The 18,454-nt window shown below is 43.7% G+C and carries 16 protein-coding genes; 13 read left to right on the top strand and 3 right to left on the bottom strand.

The window, feature by feature from the left end; genetic code table 11:
- Position 1: 1 nt before the first annotated feature.
- The 6 genes from SDE_RS15770 to SDE_RS15740 all read left to right on the top strand — a co-directional run bounded on the left by SDE_RS15770 (position 2) and on the right by SDE_RS15740 (position 3,304).
- Complete coding sequence (locus tag SDE_RS15770) at positions 2–322, top strand: hypothetical protein (RefSeq protein WP_011469485.1); 321 nt, start codon at positions 2–4, stop codon at positions 320–322.
- Positions 323–373: 51 nt separating this feature from the next.
- The gene (locus tag SDE_RS15765) at positions 374–700 is read left to right on the top strand and encodes a hypothetical protein (protein ID WP_011469484.1); all 327 of its coding nucleotides are present in this window, start codon (positions 374–376) and stop codon (positions 698–700) included.
- Between the two features lie 487 nt (positions 701–1,187).
- Positions 1,188–1,514, top strand: a complete 327-nt coding sequence (locus SDE_RS15760; RefSeq protein ID WP_041324789.1) for a hypothetical protein — start codon at positions 1,188–1,190, stop codon at positions 1,512–1,514.
- 52 nt (positions 1,515–1,566) lie between these two features.
- The gene (locus SDE_RS21485; RefSeq protein ID WP_011469483.1) at positions 1,567–2,127 is read left to right on the top strand and encodes a hypothetical protein; all 561 of its coding nucleotides are present in this window, start codon (positions 1,567–1,569) and stop codon (positions 2,125–2,127) included.
- 426 nt (positions 2,128–2,553) lie between these two features.
- Positions 2,554–2,907: a hypothetical protein gene (locus tag SDE_RS15745; RefSeq protein WP_226986437.1), complete on the top strand. Its 354-nt coding sequence runs from the start codon at positions 2,554–2,556 to the stop codon at positions 2,905–2,907.
- A 61-nt stretch (positions 2,908–2,968) separates the two neighbouring features.
- Entirely contained in the window at positions 2,969–3,304 is a 336-nt protein-coding gene (locus SDE_RS15740) for a hypothetical protein (protein ID WP_011469482.1), read from the top strand.
- A gap of 123 nt (positions 3,305–3,427) precedes the next feature.
- On the opposite strand, the gene SDE_RS15735 is transcribed toward SDE_RS15740, so the two are convergent.
- Positions 3,428–3,736, bottom strand: a complete 309-nt coding sequence (locus tag SDE_RS15735; protein ID WP_011469481.1) for a hypothetical protein — start codon at positions 3,734–3,736, stop codon at positions 3,428–3,430.
- A 1,238-nt stretch (positions 3,737–4,974) separates the two neighbouring features.
- Between SDE_RS15735 and SDE_RS15730 the strand changes: the two genes are divergently transcribed.
- From SDE_RS15730 to SDE_RS15715, 4 genes are all read left to right on the top strand, one after another.
- A complete protein-coding gene (locus SDE_RS15730; RefSeq protein ID WP_011469480.1) occupies positions 4,975–6,249 on the top strand; it encodes a pectate lyase in 1,275 nt (424 codons plus the stop codon).
- A gap of 122 nt (positions 6,250–6,371) precedes the next feature.
- On the top strand, positions 6,372–7,301 hold the full coding sequence (locus SDE_RS15725) for a hypothetical protein (protein WP_011469479.1): 930 nt from the start codon (positions 6,372–6,374) through the stop codon (positions 7,299–7,301).
- Positions 7,302–7,546: 245 nt separating this feature from the next.
- Positions 7,547–8,458 (top strand): GGDEF domain-containing response regulator, encoded by a 912-nt coding sequence (locus tag SDE_RS15720; protein ID WP_011469478.1) that lies wholly within the window; start codon positions 7,547–7,549, stop codon positions 8,456–8,458.
- 116 nt (positions 8,459–8,574) lie between these two features.
- Entirely contained in the window at positions 8,575–8,829 is a 255-nt protein-coding gene (locus SDE_RS15715) for a RebB family R body protein (RefSeq protein WP_011469477.1), read from the top strand.
- 143 nt (positions 8,830–8,972) lie between these two features.
- On the opposite strand, the gene SDE_RS21480 is transcribed toward SDE_RS15715, so the two are convergent.
- Positions 8,973–12,476: a cellulase family glycosylhydrolase gene (locus tag SDE_RS21480; RefSeq protein ID WP_011469476.1), complete on the bottom strand. Its 3,504-nt coding sequence runs from the start codon at positions 12,474–12,476 to the stop codon at positions 8,973–8,975.
- A 499-nt stretch (positions 12,477–12,975) separates the two neighbouring features.
- Here SDE_RS21480 and SDE_RS15705 point away from each other — a divergent pair, with 499 nt between their 5' ends.
- The 3 genes from SDE_RS15705 to SDE_RS15695 are packed head-to-tail and all read left to right on the top strand — an operon-like array spanning position 12,976 to position 16,732.
- Entirely contained in the window at positions 12,976–14,868 is a 1,893-nt protein-coding gene (locus tag SDE_RS15705; protein WP_011469475.1) for a serine hydrolase domain-containing protein, read from the top strand.
- 51 nt (positions 14,869–14,919) lie between these two features.
- A complete protein-coding gene (locus SDE_RS21475) occupies positions 14,920–16,032 on the top strand; it encodes a sensor histidine kinase (RefSeq protein ID WP_011469474.1) in 1,113 nt (370 codons plus the stop codon).
- Positions 16,013–16,732 (top strand): LytR/AlgR family response regulator transcription factor, encoded by a 720-nt coding sequence (locus tag SDE_RS15695; RefSeq protein ID WP_041324785.1) that lies wholly within the window; start codon positions 16,013–16,015, stop codon positions 16,730–16,732. Before SDE_RS21475 ends, SDE_RS15695 begins: the two co-directional genes overlap by 20 nt.
- 271 nt (positions 16,733–17,003) lie before the next feature.
- Here SDE_RS15695 and SDE_RS15690 read toward each other — a convergent pair whose 3' ends face one another.
- Positions 17,004–18,218 carry a helix-turn-helix domain-containing protein gene (locus SDE_RS15690; RefSeq protein WP_011469472.1) on the bottom strand — a complete coding sequence of 405 codons (1,215 nt, stop codon included), beginning with the start codon at positions 18,216–18,218 and terminating at the stop codon, positions 17,004–17,006.
- Positions 18,219–18,454: the final 236 nt, after the last annotated feature.

Genomic DNA, 18,454 nt, shown 5'->3' with positions numbered 1-18,454 from the left:
TATGTGGAAAATAGTGGTAGCGCTTTTGGGTTGTGTACTTTCTGTTAATGCTTTTAGTGCTGCTGATTGCGACGGTGTTCCAGTAGCTGTGAAAATGGGTGAGTTTGGTGGGCAAGAGCCTTACGCTATTGTACGCGTTAACGGTTATGATTATCGCTTGGGCCTACCGAGCGACGACGCAATGAAAATGCGTTTTTCCCTTATTCAAACCGCTATGTTAGCTGGCTACAAAGTGAGAATACGTTTTTGGGCTGCGGATACTTGTCCGCAGGCTTCAGCTGATAGATTGATACCTAATTCAGTACAATTGGTTAAGAGTTAGTGTTAGGTGAATGTTATTTTATTGTTAACTAACAGAGTGTTAATTTGTTCTATGAAAATATTGTTTTTAATAATGTTTCTTGTTTTTTCTAATGTGGTCAATGCAGACCAAACAAGCTGGGCTAAGATTCGGCAAATGAACTATAGCGCTACGGCAGATTTTTTGTTTTTTATAACAACTGGTAAGTGGGAGGTGAAAAGCGGGGATAATATTACGTGTGAACCCACTTATATTCAGGTGACCAAAAGCGTGCTAGGTAGGGATAAAATGTTATCTATCGGGTTAGCAGCTCATATGGCGGGAAAGGAGGTTATGTTTCATGGTGAGTGTGGTTCAAATATTAACTACTTTGAAGCAACTTATATTGTTATTCGGTGATTTTCTTTGGCGGTTGACGGTCGTATTTATGTTACAAATATCGCTATCTTTCAAGACCAGAAATAGTCTTTCTGATGGCTTTTAAAGTTATATATGAAGCAACAGGGGGTTGTTATGGTTAAACGTTTTTATTGTGCTGCGTTGATGTTGGTTTGTCTTTCGGTGTCTTCGCTATCCTCCTCTTACTCTGGGCCAAGTTATGTCACTGGGGAGATTGTCAACATTACAAGCTTGTCATCTGGATTGTTAATGAGGATTGGTGTGAGCGGTTCTGACCCTGAGGTTCCGCAGAATTGAACGAGCGGGTATTACTGGATGTTTATTAAGCAAGATAACACTGCGATGATTTCTTTGGTGATAACTTCCTGGGCTATGGGGCTGAGCGCAACAGTGCACACATCTGCGAGCGATACTGGTTATTGTCCGGTTACACAGTTCGATCCTGCAGAAAGTTAGTTGAATATTATTAAGGGTATAAAGGAAATTTATGAAATATTTGATAGCTCTGTTTGTAACTTTATTTGCTACTAGTAGTTTCGCCGGCTGGAGTGGATCTACTGCGATTACTTTAATCTATCCTCATTCGAAGAATAATACTGATGGTACTGTTTACGTAAGATTTGAGAAAATGATTAACCCAGCTGATTGTACGTATGATACGTTAATTGCGCTTAAAAAAAGCAATAAATTGGCTTCAGAAATATACTCGATGATTCTGAGTGCGAGTTATGCTGGAAAAGAGCTTAGTTATTATGTGCTTGATTGTGATGATCATGGGTATCCAGTTATGGAGCACGTTAAGCTCAGCCTATAAGGTGTGAGCTGATAAGTGCTATATAGTTAGATGTGTTGGGTAGGAGGATGCTATGAATGTATGTAGAGCTTTAGGTTTTGTTTTTTTAGTTGTATTAACTTCTTGTGCTCAGCACTCGTATCGTAACAATGAAGTTATTGTTAATTCTACTTCATCAGCCCTAAGCTTCGAAGGCCGAGGCGCAGGCGCGGGCATGATGCTTATGTCCTCAATGGGGCCTGCCGGTATTGCCATAGGTGTTGCGATTGATGTAGGTATAGCTAAGGAAATTGAAAAAGCCGTAAATACTACAAGTGTTACCTTTGAGCAGTTACTTCAACGTCAGTTGGGTATGGGGTGTGCCAAATTCGATTCTAAGCTAAGTAGTACTCAGCTAGAGACAGTTTCTGTTGAAAAATATGGCTTCAGGGTCTCAAAAGGCGATTCCGAATCTGTGGTTGCATGGTTCTCGATAGCTTTAAATAATAATGCAGAAGCTACAATTAACTTCCCTGCCGATTTTGATGAGCTAGATACGGCATTGCCAAGTATTCCTTTTAATGTAGTTAAATCAGATGGTGAAGCGGCTGTTCAGCTTTGGCGAAATTCACTAGCCGTGACGTGTGGTGGCTAAGGCAATTGGGGTAATTGTGAAGCACTTTTTTTTTGTTCAGAATGGTGAGAGAGGTTTTAGTGAAACTACTTGTAATAGGCTTGTTGTTAGTTCCTGTTGTTGCGCATGCTAATTATTCTTGCACTGGCAAGGTCGCATATTTAGGAGTCGACGACAGGTTGCACGTTAATAATGGGTACGGAATTCATTCAATTTGTAGTTTGAAAGATGAAGAAAATTTAGAAAAATGTAAGGCTTGAATGTCTTTAGTGATGATGGCAAAGGCTTCCGATCGCCAAATTAGAATGTTCTACCGTGATTCAACAGGTAAGGGCACTTCAGAAGAAACTTGCCTTGCAGTAGGCAGTTGGGTTACGCCAGAAGATGCGGTGTATAATCTAACTATCTTTTAGGGCGCTTCGGTTGCAGATGTGCAAGCAGAGATAAATGAATATTTATGGGGATATGAGCTTGAGCAAGTACCAATTTATAGTAATTGTTTTGATGTTTTTTTCGTCACTTAGCTACGCAGAAAATATCACTGTTAAAATTAGTAAACTGGGGTGCCATAAAGATACGAACGTATGCTTCGCATATATCGATTTGGGTAGGCCTATTGAAACTAATTGTACGCGAAATGACGGTTCAATACGCTGGGATGGGATGAACGATAATAATGCTGCTTCTATAATGGCATTTCTTTTGGCCTCGCAAGCGCAAGATAAAAAAGTTACGTTCGGTGGTGCGGGAGAGACGTGCTTTATGGACTTTCCTTCTTTTCGTTGGGTGCATACCAACTAATGGTTTGTTTCTAAATAAGTAGCGTAAATATAATATTTACAGCTAAGTGATAGGTTAGAGTATGTTCAAATTTAAATTAATGTTGATACTTGTGGTGATGTGCTTTAGTTCGATAAGCAGCGCTGCATGGCAAACTTACACAACTGTCGAGTTTATAGTTATTGAAGGGGAGGCGGATGGCAGTCGGGCTTACGTTGCCTTTGCTGAAAACTTTACGCCTTCTGGGTGTTCAAGTGCTTCTGGTTATAAACGAATTTATCCCAATACCAAAAAAGGTGAGCTTATTTTATCTAATATGATGATGGCAAAAGCTTCTGGTATGCAGGTACTACCAAGCATTGGAGGCTGTGATGATTGGGGGCGTGATATATTGAATGGGGTTATTCTTAAACGCTAAGCTCATCGCAGAATTTAATTATACTCATATCGCTGGCAGGATTTATCGAGATGAACTGACAGCGAATTTGCACATAAAGCAAGATACTTTTCGACGGCGATACTTGTTAGCGTTTGTTAGATTCTATTCAACATGAAAGCCTGTTAAATTGCACTTGCCATTACTAGGGTTAACGGTGTAATCAATACGTACTATTTTTTGACCTGAAGCTTTAGCTGCTAACAGCATAGAAAACTGAGCCTTGCCAGCATCTGTATCCAACTTAAGGTACATTATATGATAGAGGCATTGCGGTAGCCCTTCGTTAGTATAGAACCCTCCTGACGCTGTACCTTCCGCAAATATGCGCTTTACGGTGCGGGTCTCATTAAGTGTCTCTGAATATACAGCCGCAGAAAATATTGAAGCTATGAAAATAATAATAAATCTCATTCGTTAAGTCCTTTAAATCTGTCTGTTGTGGGCGAATGCCAAAAAAGCCCTTTCTCACATTGTTCAGTATTTCGTTAATTTAAAAATATTATCATTTTTATCACGCGTCACAAAATAAAAGCCAAGTTATGTTCTTTCGCTTCTAATTATGCATGATAGCTATGACCCTTTTTCCATAAGAGTTTTATCAGCTATTTGCAGAGTACATAAACAATGGAGCTTTTATCACCAAGATAGAGCCTCGGCAGTCGCTGTTTTTAATATATACATTAAATACCAATAACTATAAAAGGTAAGCTTGAGGATAGCGCTGTGCTATAAAGTGTAAACCGCCCGATGGCAGCTGCGCTTTATCGGGCCTACAAATTCTAACGTAGGCCCGATAAGGCGAAGCCACCATCGGGCTTCTAAGGTCGAGAGTACGCCCGCTACCGGTAAACGTATTTTTCTTCAACGTGCCTTTACGCCGATTAACAGTCTATTTTAAATAATTGTATTTAATGTAGGTGCGTGTTTTTCTTAGGGCTATATACCTCCTTAGGGCTTTTGCATTTGTAGCTAACTGATAGCTTTAGGCACGTAATTAAGCCTTTGTGCTACCGGTTAGAAACTGCCCGATGGCAGCTGCACTTTATCGGGCCTACAGAATCTAACGTAGGCCCGATAAGGCAAAGCCGCCATCGGGCTTCTTGGGCCGGGCATAAATTCCCATAACCCGCATAACGTATTTCTATTCAACCTGCCGTTGCATCGATTAATAGCCAGTCTCAGATAATTGCACTTAATGTAAGTGTGTATATTCTTAGCACTTAATTATATTTAACTTTGTTAGATTTGGCCTTACCAAATGTGGTCGCCCATTCTTGTTCTTTTCCTTTCTTCTTAAATCTCTATTCTTTTGTCACCTATTGAGTTACGCGGATTTTGGTGAAGGTAACCGAAGGTATACATTAATGGCGCGTAAATCTTTATAAATATGTTAATGGTTTACCAAAATGCCGTCATATTACAAAATGGTATAGCCAAAATATTGCTATTATGGTTGGCTGTATTGATAATTTGGCCAGACCTTTATGGGCGAAACCTAATCGCTTTTTAAGGTTCTAGCAGGGTGAGTGTTGGCAAAACAATAAAAGTAGTTTCACCCATTCTTAACAACTCATGTTTGCGTTCTCTATCTGTAGTCTTTGTAATTTTTTACAGAGTGATGCCAGAACAAAAAATAATGGAGACAAATAATGTTTAACAAGATACTCGTTGCAGTAGGATTACTTGCGGCTAGCCTTTCTGTGCACGCCGCAACAAACCGCCCAAGTGGTTATACAACAATTTGTAAGGTTGGTGAAACATGCTCGGTAAGTCAGTCTACGAATGTAGCCTTTGGCGCGTCTGGGCAGTTTGTGTATAAAGTATTAAACGGTAGCTTTTCTTGTAGTGTTTCTACGTTTGGTAGTGACCCTATTCCTTCTAAATCTGTAAAAGAATGTTCAATCCCATCAAACGGCTCTAGCTCTTCTGGCTCGTCTTCATCTTCGTCTAGCAGCTCTTCCGGTAGCTCTTCTGGTGGTGGCTGTGGCAGCGGTGGTGGTTCTACGGTGTGCTTATCGGCCTCGGGTTCTAGCAATGGTATCAATTTAAGTTGGTCTGTATCTGGTTCTATATCTTCCGTGCAGCTTTATCGCGATACCGATTCAAACCCAAGCGGTCGCACGCGTATTGCTAGTGTATCTAGCTCTACTACTAGCTTTAGTGATACCGGCGCGGCATCGGGCACCACTTATTACTACTGGGTTAAATATTATGTAAATGGTACTGCTTACAACTCGGGTGTTGCTTCTGCGGTGCGCGGTTCTTCTAGCTCTAGTAGTTCAAGTTCTTCCAGCACTTCTAGCAGTTCTGGTGGAAAAGGTTCTAGTTGTAGCTCTACTGGTAGCCAATCTGTGTCTTCTACTATTAAGGTAACCAGCGGTACTTACGATGGTGGTTGTAAAACATTTAACCCTACCAGTGCTTTGGGTGATGGTAGCCAATCTGAAAGCCAAAAACCTGCTTTCCGTGTAGAAAACGGTGCAACGTTAAAGAATGTAATTATTGGCAATAACGGTGTGGATGGTATTCACGTTTACAACGGCGGTACGTTAAATAATATTCTTTGGACTAACGTAGGTGAAGATGCCATGACCGTTAAGTCTGAAGGTAACGTGACGGTAACCAATGTTGAAGGCTATGACGGCGAAGATAAGTTTATTCAGGTAAACGCAGTGACTAACTTAAAAGTTTCTAACTGTATTGTGAATAAAATGGGTAAGTTTCTTCGTCAGAATGGTGGTAAAACATTTGCCATGTCGGTAAGTGTAGATAACTGCGATATATCTAATATGGGTGAAGGTATCTTCCGTTCAGACAGCCCGAACGCTACAGCGGTTATTACTAACAGCCGTTTACGCAACGCTGGGGATATTTGTATTGGGGCTTGGAAAAGTTGTAAATCTTCCAATATCAGCAGCTTTTAATTTTTTATAAATACAATAAACCGAGCTGCTTTTATAGAGCTCGGTTTTTACTTTTTGGGGTTATATGTTAGTTACTGTAGCGCTTTAGGTAGCCGTGTATTACTTGTGGTATGGAGAATGTGATGAACAGAGAAAATACTGTTGGTAAGCTTAGAGCCACTAAATTAATTTTGGTTATTTTGGCGGTTGCATGGGTTTGTAGCATGGTTGTTGCCAGTAATGTTTATTTACAGCTTGAAGGCACCAAGCAACAGTTAGCGAATTTACGTACAGAGAATGCTAATGCATTAACGCAAGTGCGTTCACAGTATCAGGCGGATATTGATGAACTACAGAATTATATTTTATCGCAGCCAGATTTAGCGTCGGGCGCGATGCAGCAAGGGTTAGTGGCCACACATTGTGAGAGTGATGTTGTTAGTAATAACGAGCTAGCCGCAATGACAGGGGTAACCCCCGATGTGATAGTAGATAAAAAATATGCGCTTTTTTTGCCGGATTTAACATTGCCGCAAAGCGAGATGGAAACGCTTAAAAAGTTATTGGCCGCTCGTGAAGCGGTATTAAATAAAACCACGGCGAGTTATTACACTACGGAAGAAGAGTTGGCGCGAAATGTAGAGCAACAGCAACAAGCCCTTGAGAGCATAGATAAAGAAGTAGCAGCAGTGTTGCCGCAAGAGGAGTACGAGAACTATAGGTTGCTAAAAGATTCTGGCTTTGAGCAGTACCAACAAAAGCAATTTAATCGTGCGCTAGCGCCAGAGTCGCAATTAGATAATATTCAACAGCGTAGCTTGTTACTTGCCAAGCTTAAAAGCAAAGATTCTTTTAATAATCAGTTAAGTCTTGCCAATCAGCTAGCTCAAGATGGGGGTGCCGCTGCCAATGACGGTAAGCAATTAATAATGAGCGCGCTAGATAGCTATTCACAAAATTACTTTGCCGAGGCTAAATCGGTTCTTACCCAGGAGCAGTATAACGCTTTGGTGGAATACGAATCGCAGCAGTTTAGTCAAATGCGACGCAGCTTGCGTAACAGTATGGAATAGTTAGCCTCCCATTATCCCCTCCCGCCCAATGGCAGCTCTGCTTTATTGGGCCCACGATTCACAAGTAGGCCAGCTAAGGCGCTGCCCCCATCAGGCTTTTTTACCGCTCTATTGCGCCATAGTTTATTCGCAGCCGTTTTGCCCAATGGCAGCTACGCTTTATCGGGCCTACGGAGTATTTAGGGCAAACTGCCCCCTTTTTATATAGCTGCTACACTTAAAAGGATGCACAGAGGGGGAATGGAATGGCCACGAATATTTTAGTTATTGAAGATAGCCTACCCACACGCAAGGTTTTGGTGGGAGTGGTAGAGAAAATTGGTTACCGGGCATTGCAGGCCGAAAGTGGCGAGGCTGGGCTAGAGCTGTTTGCTACGAATGCGGTAGATATTGTGGTGCTGGATGTGCAGCTGCCGGGCATGGATGGTTTTGAAACCTGCCGCAAAATTCGCGAAGCCAGCGGCGATGATTGGCTGCCCGTTATTTACCTTAGTGCCACACACTCCGATGAATATATTGTAGAAGGGCTAGAAGCCGGCGGTGATGCTTATGTAACCAAGCCTGTAAACCACACTGTGCTAGAGGCTATTTTAAAAGCCATGGGGCGCATCGCCCATATGAAAAACCAATTAGCGCGGGCAAATAAAGAGTTAATGAAGCTTGCCAATCACGATGGGCTTACCAAAATTTTGAACCGGCGCGGCTTCGATGAGGTGATGGATAGATACTGGCGCCAAGCGCGGCGCGACCAAAGTGAAATAGGCTTGCTGTTAATTGATATCGATCATTTTAAAGCTTACAACGATACCTACGGTCATGTGCGCGGGGATGAAACGTTAAGTGCTGTGGCGCATTCAATAGAAAAAGCTTTAATGCGCCCCATTGATATTGCCGCTCGCTATGGCGGTGAGGAATTTGCAGTACTATTGCCCTGCACAGGTATGGAAGGTGCTATGACTGTTGGCGATAGAATATTAGAAGCTATTCGCGACGAAGCTATACCCCACTTAACGTCCCCGGTTAAAAGTTTTTTAACCGTGAGTATAGGTGTGGCGTTGTCGTCTGGGTTGGCGAGCGCTGAAGATTTAATTAAGCGTGCAGATGCGGCATTGTATCAGGCGAAGGAGAGGGGACGTAATAGGGTTAATATTGTTTAAGGGATAGGGGACAGCTTACAGGAGAGACAGCTTACAGGAGGCAGGCAGCAGTCTCGCTCGGTGTGTGAAATTCAGCACGAATTAATGATTTTATGTGGAGTAAAAAGGTGAAGGAAATGAACTACCCAACGTCTGTTAATGGGCAAATTACCGATGCGGTTACCCAGGAGAATGTGAAGGTGCTTGGTGAGGCGCCAGCTGTGGCTATGGGGAATTTGTATCACACTATTGGTAGCTCTGTTGCTATGGCGGCCGCGAATGCGGTGTACGCGCAGCAGCAGGCGAATGTGATCTATCAGGCTGCAACGGTTATTGGTATTAATACGTTGGCAGCGGCGTGGAGTACTGTTTTACCGCCGGTAGATAAATAATTGTTTGTGAAAATAAATAATAAAAAGCGTGGTTAGGCGAAGGCCTAACCACGGTAGGTGTTGCTAAACAACGAGGGAACTTAAATTTTTTATGGAAGGTGCAAGTCCATTTTCAATCATCCAAAACTAGCAACTAATCATTATCAATTAGCGATTGCCTCCCTCCACGGTGCTTGTGCTGCGTATTCATTTAGTTTGTTCACTACATATTGACCATTACTGCTTAGGCTGCCGTCTGGGTTGAACATGCTGGGTGGTTCTAGTTGGCCTGTGTTGGGGTCTACTTTGTCGGATATGGCCCAGTTAGCCCAAGATATTTTGTTTTGGTCTAAAAAGTTCATCCAATCGTCGGCGTTCATGCCATCGTAGTTGTTGTTTGGCCAAATTCCCCATTCGCTAGCAAAAATAGCCGCGCCGTTGTTTAGTGCGGTTTGTGCTAGGTTGCGAACGTGGTTGCCGTGCGAGCCAACATAAAAGTGCAGGGCGTAGGCGGTGTTGCTGTCGTTAATTTTATCGAACGCGGCTTCGTCTACGTTTTGCGACCAGGTGCGCGTGCCCACAACAATTAAATTATCGGAATGAGCGCGAATAGCAGGAATAACTTGTTCAGCGTAGTGCTTAATAGTGCCCCAGCTTGTGGTGTTTAATGGCTCGTTGTAAATCTCGAAAATCACGTTGTCGTGGTGGCCATAAAGCTGCGCCATTTCGCTAAAGAATGTAATGGCTTCGGCAATGTTATCTTCGGCATGGTGGGTGTGCCAGTCGATAATTACATACACATTGCGTGCAATGGCTTGTTCAACAACTGCTTGTAAGCGAGCCTTATTAGACGCGTCGTGTAAATAACCGCCGCCTTCATCAGTGCCCATTGCGCCGCGCACAAGTTCTACTTTGAACTCATCAACCATGCGGTCCACGGTGCTGGCGTTCCACCATTTTTCTTGGCCCCAACCGGTGTTGCTCCAAAAAAAGCTCATGCCGCGTACTTGTGCGGGTTCGCCGGTTTTTTCGCCGTGAATGCGGTTGCCATTCACCATTAGTTCGCCGTAAAAATCCACAGGGCCTGCAGGGGCAGAAAAATCTACCGTTACCTGTTGGCTAGAGGTGTCTGTGGTGCGGGTATCACTAACGGTTAAGGTAATGGTGTAAGTGCCGCTAGTGTAGTAGCTGTGGCTAGTGGCTACGCCGGTTGCGCTGTTGCCGTCACCAAAATCCCAATTGTATTGCAGGTTGCTGCCTGCAGTACAGTGCGCATCTAGGTGAACGTTTAAGCGGTCTTCGGCAATATTAAAACACGAAGTGGCTGGTGCGGGCGTTGTACGCTTTAGCTCTACCCAGTTTAAATTTAATGGGCCGCTTTGCGCGTATACACGCAACGTGTGGGTGCCTGCACTTAGGTCGCCAATGAGTGTGTTTTTGGTTGTCCACGCTTGCCAGCCACCGGTGTTGCCAACGGTAATGGCTTGGCCAACGTTTTGGCCATCTATTTGTAGTTGCAGTGCGCCGCCAGTTTGGTCTGAAGCAACCCGTACATCAGCTGCATAAAAATCAGGAGACTCTAAAAAGAACTCATACTCTAGCCATTCGCCAGCGTCTACCCAGCCAACATTAAAACCGCCACCGGTATCGGTAGTTGCTTGAATATCTACATCATCGCTTCTGTGTGCACCGCCTTCGTTACCGGGGGTGGTGTCGTTAAAGTTGATGTAATCTTCAGCTTGAAGTTTTAACGGGTTGATTGGCTCGGGTGGTTGAGTGGTCGCCGGTTTTATTTCTATCCAGTTTATATTCCAACCGCCATCTATTGCTGCTAGTGCAAAGCCGTTTGCGTTAGCGGGAATTGTTATGGTGTGGCTAATGGTTGTCCATGTTTGCCAGCCGCCGGTGCTGGGCACCGAAATTTCGCCATATACCGCTGCTCCACCTGGCTGTTCTATTTTAAATTTGGCATTGCCGCTAGGTTGACGCGCTACTCTATAAGACACTACATAGCGGTTGTCTGCACTTGCGGGCAAGGCCCCGTTGTAAGTTATCCAGTCGCCGCTATCAATGTAGCCAACGTTTTGGCCGCCGCCCACATCGGATGTGTTTTCTAGCTGCACGCCTTGCATAGCCACAAACGTTTCTGCCTCAAACTTAACCGGTGTGCCGTTGCAATCTGGGCAAGGGCATTCGGCTCCTTCACATGGGCAGTCAGCGCCTTCGCACACCTCACCTGCGCGCACTTCAAACCAATTTAAGTTCCAGCCACCAGTTTCGGCAACTAGTTTAACGGTTTGTGTGCCTTGCGAGAGTTGCACTGTGTGTGTGTGCGTTTGCCAATTCTGCCAGCCGCCGGTATTGGGTACAGATATTGTGCCAAGGGCAGTGCCGTTGGCGGCTTCGGTGCGGAACCGACCATCACCTAGCTCTGATGCTACGCGGTAATCTATTAAATATTGGCCGCTAGCAGGTACATCTACATCAAAAGTTACCCAGTCGCCGGCATCTAGCCAGCCCATGTTTTGGCCGCCGCCCGTGTCGGTGGTGGTTTCAAATTGAATGCCTTTGGCGGTACAGAAGCTTTCAGCCTCGGCTTTGGCAGGTACAAAATGTAAATCGCACGGGCCACTTATTTCACCGGTTGGTGGCGTGGTTGTGCCATTTGTTTGTTGCACCAGTTCGCCAACCAATAAGCCCGAATGCTTGTAGGTCATGTCGCCATTCCATATAGCTGAGCTTTCTGGCTGGGTAGACGCCGACCAGTTAACGTGGCTAATACCGCGTTCGTTTAACCAGTTAATCCATGTGCGCGTTTGCGCCTCATCTACAAAACCATCACCTGTAAATGTGGTTGTACCCCATTCGGTTACAAATAGTGGCGCGCCGCGGTCGAGCGCGGTTTGGGCCTTGTCGCGCAAGGGTTGCTGGTGGGCAGGGGTGGCTGCGTAAAAGTGTAGCGTATAGGCCACGTTTACATCGTTAATGGGGTCGGCTGCGGCTACATCTACATCTTGCGAGAAACAGGTAGTGCCTACTATTACTAGGTTGTCTGGGTCATTGTTGCGAATGGTTTGGATAACGCGCTCGGCGTAGGGCTTAATGGTAGATGCCCACCGACCGTGCTCGCCACACCATTCTGGCTCGTTAAATACTTCATAAATAACATTGTTTAAATGACCGTAACGGCTAGAAACTTCGTTGAAAAAGTCGTGGGCAACGTTTTCTACTTGATCTGCATGGTGAGTATGAAAATCGATAATCACATACATATCGTTGGCAACAGCGGCATTAACTACGCGGTCTATTGCGGCCAGCGAGCTGCCCTTATTGCCTATGTAGGTGTTTTCTGAATTGAAAGGTACTTCAACCCCAATTGCGGCCCGAATAACCTTGGAGTTCCAATCATTCTTAAGCCTGCTTACTGTATCTGCATTGTATAAGCTGCCTGCTGCCGGCACGTTATGCCAAAACAAGCTGTGGCCGCCAAGGGCTTTGGCTTGGTTGCCAACAAGAATTTGATTGCCGCTGGTTTGTAATGGCTCTACCGCTGCAGTGCTTTGCATGGCGGTTAAGCTTAGTGCAGCCGCTAAGCTTGCGAGTAATTTTTTAGCGTTAGGTTTTTTAGGTGGGCCTTTTCGGTCGAACGGCCAACGTTTAATTGTCATAGCTTTGTCCTTGTATAGGTTAATTATTCTTATGTCGCATGGGTTAAATCAATGCGCGAACATCAGGCTATACCAAAAATAAAGTTGTATCGTTCAACCCTTAGTTAGCCGCTAAGATTGAACGTTTAATGTAGAAAGGCCCTGTAGTTATTGGGCTGCAGAGGAGGTTACAGTTTTTTAAATAGGTTCAAAAAAGAGGGCGGCGTTAGTTTGAACGCGCTGTAATGGGTAGGAATTTAGCTGGTATGCATCTAATATTCATTAAGTAATAAACAAGCGCTATTCTTATTTCGAAAATAGCGCATGAGCTGTTTGAGCTTTTACTGTTAGTACTGCGGCTGCTTGTGTATGTATTGGTTAATTTTGTTGTGCATACGCTTATCTGCATAATGAGTTGCTGTGAAACATACCGTTCGATTGCGGCTTTTCGCCACTCGGCATCATTTTGAATATTTGTAAAACCTTGCCGGCATAATCACGCTCAAACAAGGAGACGATTATGCAAACTGTTAAACGTACACGAAAGTTATTTACCACCGTTGCTATTTCAATGCTCGCGCTAGCATTACCGTTGCAGGCTTTCGCGCAAGATGAACAGCCAGCGCAAAGTTTCGACGGGCTAGTGGAAAGAATTCACAACCTTAGCGAAACTCACGATGCACCTGCATTCGCGCTTGCAGTTATTGAAGGCGGTAAATTAAGCGGTACGCACGTAGAAGGTAAAGCAGATAGGGATGCGAATATAGACGCAACAGCGAATACATTATTCCGCATAGGGTCTATTTCTAAAATGTTTGTCGGCCTGGCTGCGCTTAAGCTAGAGCAAGAAGGCCTGTTAGATATGAACGCCGAGGTGCGCTCGTTGGCCCCTGAAATCCCCTTCGAAAACCAGTGGGAGGCAACCGACCCTGTACGCTTTATTCATTTGTTAGAGCATACCACCGGCTGGGATGATATGCATATGCGCGCATACAGCTATGAGGCGCGGGATAATCTTACATTGGAAGAAGGGCTAAATTTATTTCCAGAGTCCCGTGTAACGCGCTGGGTACCGGGCACACGAGAAGCCTATTGCAACTCCGGCCCTGCTGTTGCTGCATTTATTATTCAGAAAATTACCGGTGTACCTTTCGAAGAATATGTACAGCAACATTTCTTTACGCCTATAGGTATGCCAACAACAACTTTCTTTAAGCCTCAGCCATACGATAACGCCGCCAAGGTGTATCATTCTGGCAAGCATCAGCCTTATTGGTCGCTTACTGTGCGTCCGTCGGGGGCTGTTAACTCATCGCTAACTGAAATGACTCACTTCCTTTCATTCTTAATGAACAAAGGCCGTGTGGATAACCACCAAATACTACCCGCACACCTATTCGATAAAATGGAAATGCCGCATTCTACATTGGGCGCACGGCAGGGTATTGAAGCGGGTTATGGCATAACAAATATGCTCGATGGCTACCAAGGCGCAACGATGAATGGCCACGGCGGCGCTGTAGCGGGAGGCATGGCATTTGTAGGGTATTTTCGTGAACTAGACGCAGGCTTCGTGCTGCTAATGACAGGCGATGGCCTTGCCTTTCACCATTCTTTAGAGCAAATTAAAAAATACCTTACTCGCGAGCTAACCTTCCCTACCGATTGGAGTGAAGCGGCGAAAGCATACCCGCTGCCAGATAAGTTTAAAGCATTAGATGGCTGGTATAGGCCGATTAATTCTCGAACTAAACGTATGGACTTAATGCTGCATTTATTAGGTGCACAAAAAATATGGCACGAGGAAAATGTAGTACACAGGTCACCGTTGTTGGAAGGCTGGGTAAGTAATGAAATTGCTTACGATAAACACGTACTCACCGATGCGTGGACAAACTTGCCAAGCTTAGCGATGACTAATGACCCAATAGCAGGTGAAACCGTTCAGGTTGTTGGTAACCTTTACCAAAAAACGTCTGCCCTGAATGTATTTGGCTTGTTAGCGCTAGTAATGTTTACCGTGTTGTTTTCCGTTATTGGGTTGTTGTATGCGGTTTGTTGGGTGCCATACCGCTATGTTAAAAAGCAGTTTCATAAACCTTCAACAGCGTTGTTAATATGGCCAACTCTATCGAGTTTAAGTTTGGTGCTATTTCTAATTTTGCCCATATTTGTGGGGGTGAACTTTGAGTTGCTGGCGAAGGTTAATGCCATCACACTGGGTATATTAATGACAAGTGTATTGTTCCCGCTGTTTACGCTTGTTGCTTGTGTGCGCCAATATCAATTGCGTAATAGCCCTGCTAGCAAAGTACTGTATTGGTTTGTAGGTGGTGTTATTGCATTGCATGTTTTTATGAGTATTTATTTGGCTTGCTTTGATTTTGTATTTCTTAGAACCTGGCTAACCTAATAATCATCGCAATACTTGAATTATAATCGCTTGAAAGCGTAGGAATAAAAAGTGGCTTTTTTCCCTAAACAACAACGATTTTGGCTATACCACGCAGCGGGTGTAGGGGTTGTATTCTTATTCCAGCTCGTCGCATTCTTAATGCGCGAAGATTTTGTAGAAATGAATGTGACGGCGGCTTTTATTTGGCTGCCTCTGTTTACCCTCGCTGTACTTGTTTTTCGCACCCTATATGCGCGCTATAACGGCGCCAATATGGGTATGGGTAAACTTATTCCTATTGCTTTAATCTATGGCTTGGTAAGCGGGCTTACAATAACCACACTTATATTTTTAGCGCTGTTACCTGGCTTTGGCGATGAGCTGTTTAACCCAGAAACGCTTGCAAGTATTGGTATTAGCGAAACCGAAATGTTAGTTAACTTTTTTATCAGCAATACCTTTATACAAATGTTGTACATGAGTGGCTGGATATTTATTTATACATCTACAGTGGCAAGCCGCAGGGCGAAACAGTCGGAGCTAGATAACCTTAAGTTGCAAAACAACCTGCGTGAATCACAGCTTAGTAATTTAGCGAATCAGCTTAACCCACATTTTCTATTTAACTCTTTAAATAATATTCGATTTGTTATTCACGAAAATCCTAATCATGCAGATGCAATGGTAACGGCTTTATCAGAAATACTCCGTTATTCACTTGCCAGTACAAGTAAGCCTAAAGTAACTCTCGAAGAAGAGCTGGGGTTTATAGAGCGCTATATAGCGATAGTTAAATTGCAGCTAGAGGATAGGTTGCGGTTTAATTTGAACGTGAGTTCGCAACTAAAGCATTGCTTAGTACCGCCTATGATTTTGCAGCTATTAATAGAAAACGCTGTAAAGCACGGCATGGAAAACTTGCCCAGTGGTGGCGATTTAGATGTAACCGTAGCAGAACTAAGCGGCAAGTTGAGCGGTAAGTTAAGCATTGTGGTTACTAACCCTATACCTGTTTCAAAAGCCAATGCAGATGGCACAGGCACAGGGTTAAAAAATATTCAGCATCGTTTGCAGTTGCTGTATGGCAGTAACGCAAGTATCAAGCTAGAACCTAGCGCCACCCATTTTACCGTTCACTTAATTTTACCTATTGAGAAAAACGATGAAAGCACTCATTATTGAAGACTCCCGCTTGGCGCGCGAAGGCTTAGCACGCATGCTTAGCGATTACCCCGCTATTAATGTTGTTGGCAAAGCCGCAGATGCCCACGAGGCCAAAGTATTAATAGAGGCGACCAAACCCGATGTGTTATTTTTAGATATACACATGCCCGGCAAAACAGGGTTAGAGCTTTTAGAAGAGCTCGACGAGCTGCCAAAAATAATATTTACCACCGCCTATTCTGAATATGCAATTAAATCTTTCGAGTACCCAACGATAGATTATTTACTAAAACCCATTAGCCAAGAGCGGCTAGCAGTGGCAGTAAATAAGCTGCTTAGTGATGATACGCTTACACAGCAGGTGCAACCGCCAGCAAGAAAGCTTGAGCTAAATAGCAAAATATTTATAAAAGACGGCGAAGCTTGCCATTTGGTGGCGCTGAACGATATTTACTACATTGAAAGCTGTAAGAATTATGTGCGCGCGTTTTTCGCTAACAAAAAAGCATTTGTACGCAAAAACATGACCCAAATAGAAGAGGTGCTGCCAAGTGAAATATTTTTTAGGGCGAGCAGGCAAGGCATTATTAACTTAAACCATATACAAAATATAGAGGCATCGGTGGGCGACGGCTACGAAGTAACCCTCACCAACGGCGTTGTTGCCGAAGTGTCGCGCAGAAACGCGGCAAGGTTAAAGGAGATGTTGAGTTTCTAGGAACCCAAAGAGCACATTTAGAGCGTCAAGCAAAAGGCGGTGTACAACCGCCTCAGTTTATTGATAAACCCCACTATTATTTTTGCGAAGAGCTTAACCCTTCTAAATCCGCAAATTCTTAGGGCGAAAGCTCAAAAAACGTATGAATATGTCCCTATAACTTGCTCAATTCGTCCATGAATTGAGCATTTTTGATCTTTCACCCTAAGAATTTACTCGCTGAGTTACTTGAGCCAGGTTTGTCATCAGTCTGAGGCGGTGTACATCCGCCTTATTTTTCCCGCCGAACCAACGCAAACCCCGCCTTATCACTGTTATTTGCCTTAGCTTGCTGCTCTCTATACTGGCTAGGTGTAAGCTCTACAACGCGTTTAAAGAATGTATTAAACACAGATTTACTATTAAAGCCAACTTCGTAGTAAATCTCGGTAATGGTTTTATTGGCGCTTTCTGGGTCGCTAAGTAAGCGCTTGGCTTCTTCTATACGGTAGCTGTTAATAAACTCGTAAAAGTTTAAGTGAAAATGCTGTTTTATGGTTTGCGATAGCCGCTTGGCTGGCATCTTCATTTCGGCTGCTAATCTATCTACCGTGATATCTGGCATTGTATAAATTTTAGACTCTGCCATCGTTTTTTCTATATGGTCAACGACTGCTTTATCTACGCCTTCTAATTTTTCGTCATGGCGCTCTGGCGTTGCACTTTCGTTTACCGAGGCTACCGAAGTAAACAGGGTGAACTTCAAGAATATAAGTATGTTTAACACGGCGAAGGTTAGGTAATAGCCGCTTAGCCCGAATACGTTTAATAAGTCCATATTAAAGTCGTCGTTGGCTAGGCCATGTAGCTTTATAGTTAGCAGTAAGGCATCCCAGCTAAATAATACTAAGAAGCTAGTTAGCATAACTTTCAACCAGGCAAGGTCGCGTTTATTTAAATTGGCAAATACGTTTTTAAGTTGCTCGCCGTAATTAAATATAAGCACAAAACATAACACCGCATACACCACGCGCATATAGCGACCGGCGGCATCGAAGTATAAATAGGGGGATGAATAAGCAATGTGCTGGGTTTCTATTAAGCGGTGCCGTTCGTCGTAGCCCTGCAAGTAAAACGATACCACCATATGAATAAAAAACAGTATGACTGGCAGCGCGTGTAATAGGTGTATTTGCTTGAATTTAAAATCTTTATACAGCAGTGAGCGCACAAAAAAGTACAGCAAGGGCCCATCTAAGAAGTAAGCGTAGCTGCCCACAAAGAATAAGTTGGGCGATATATCTAGCATCCATATACGAAATTGCTTACCCCAAAAGGTAAGTTCGTGCACAGGGATAAATATATGACAAATTAAAAAGCCTATAAAAAAATAAGTGCTTATGACTTTTTCTTTATTGGTTGCGCTTAGTAATAGCGCGAAAAGCAGGCATTCAAAGGCGGTAAGAATCAGTACAAGGTCGTGAAAATTAAAGAGTACTGTATCCATAAATAATCTGTATTCGCTGTTTTATTCTCGGCTAACTATACGATTATAGCAACGCGTTTACAAACGTTGGCACGTAAACAATGAAGAATTTTTCTATTTTGTTTAATAGTGATTCGTTGCAGAAAAACTTAAACAGGGTAGGCAGCGTGATGCTCAATTATAGGGAATCAACAAGTAGTTCTCACTTTATTTGCCGGTTTGCGCGGCGTGTTAAAGGTGGCGTAGCTAATGTTAAA

The organism is Saccharophagus degradans 2-40, assembly GCF_000013665.1.
Classification (GTDB): Bacteria; Pseudomonadota; Gammaproteobacteria; order Pseudomonadales; family Cellvibrionaceae; genus Saccharophagus; species Saccharophagus degradans.
Note: the sequence above shows the minus strand (reverse complement) of the source record. Positions and strands in the feature narration are given on the sequence as shown.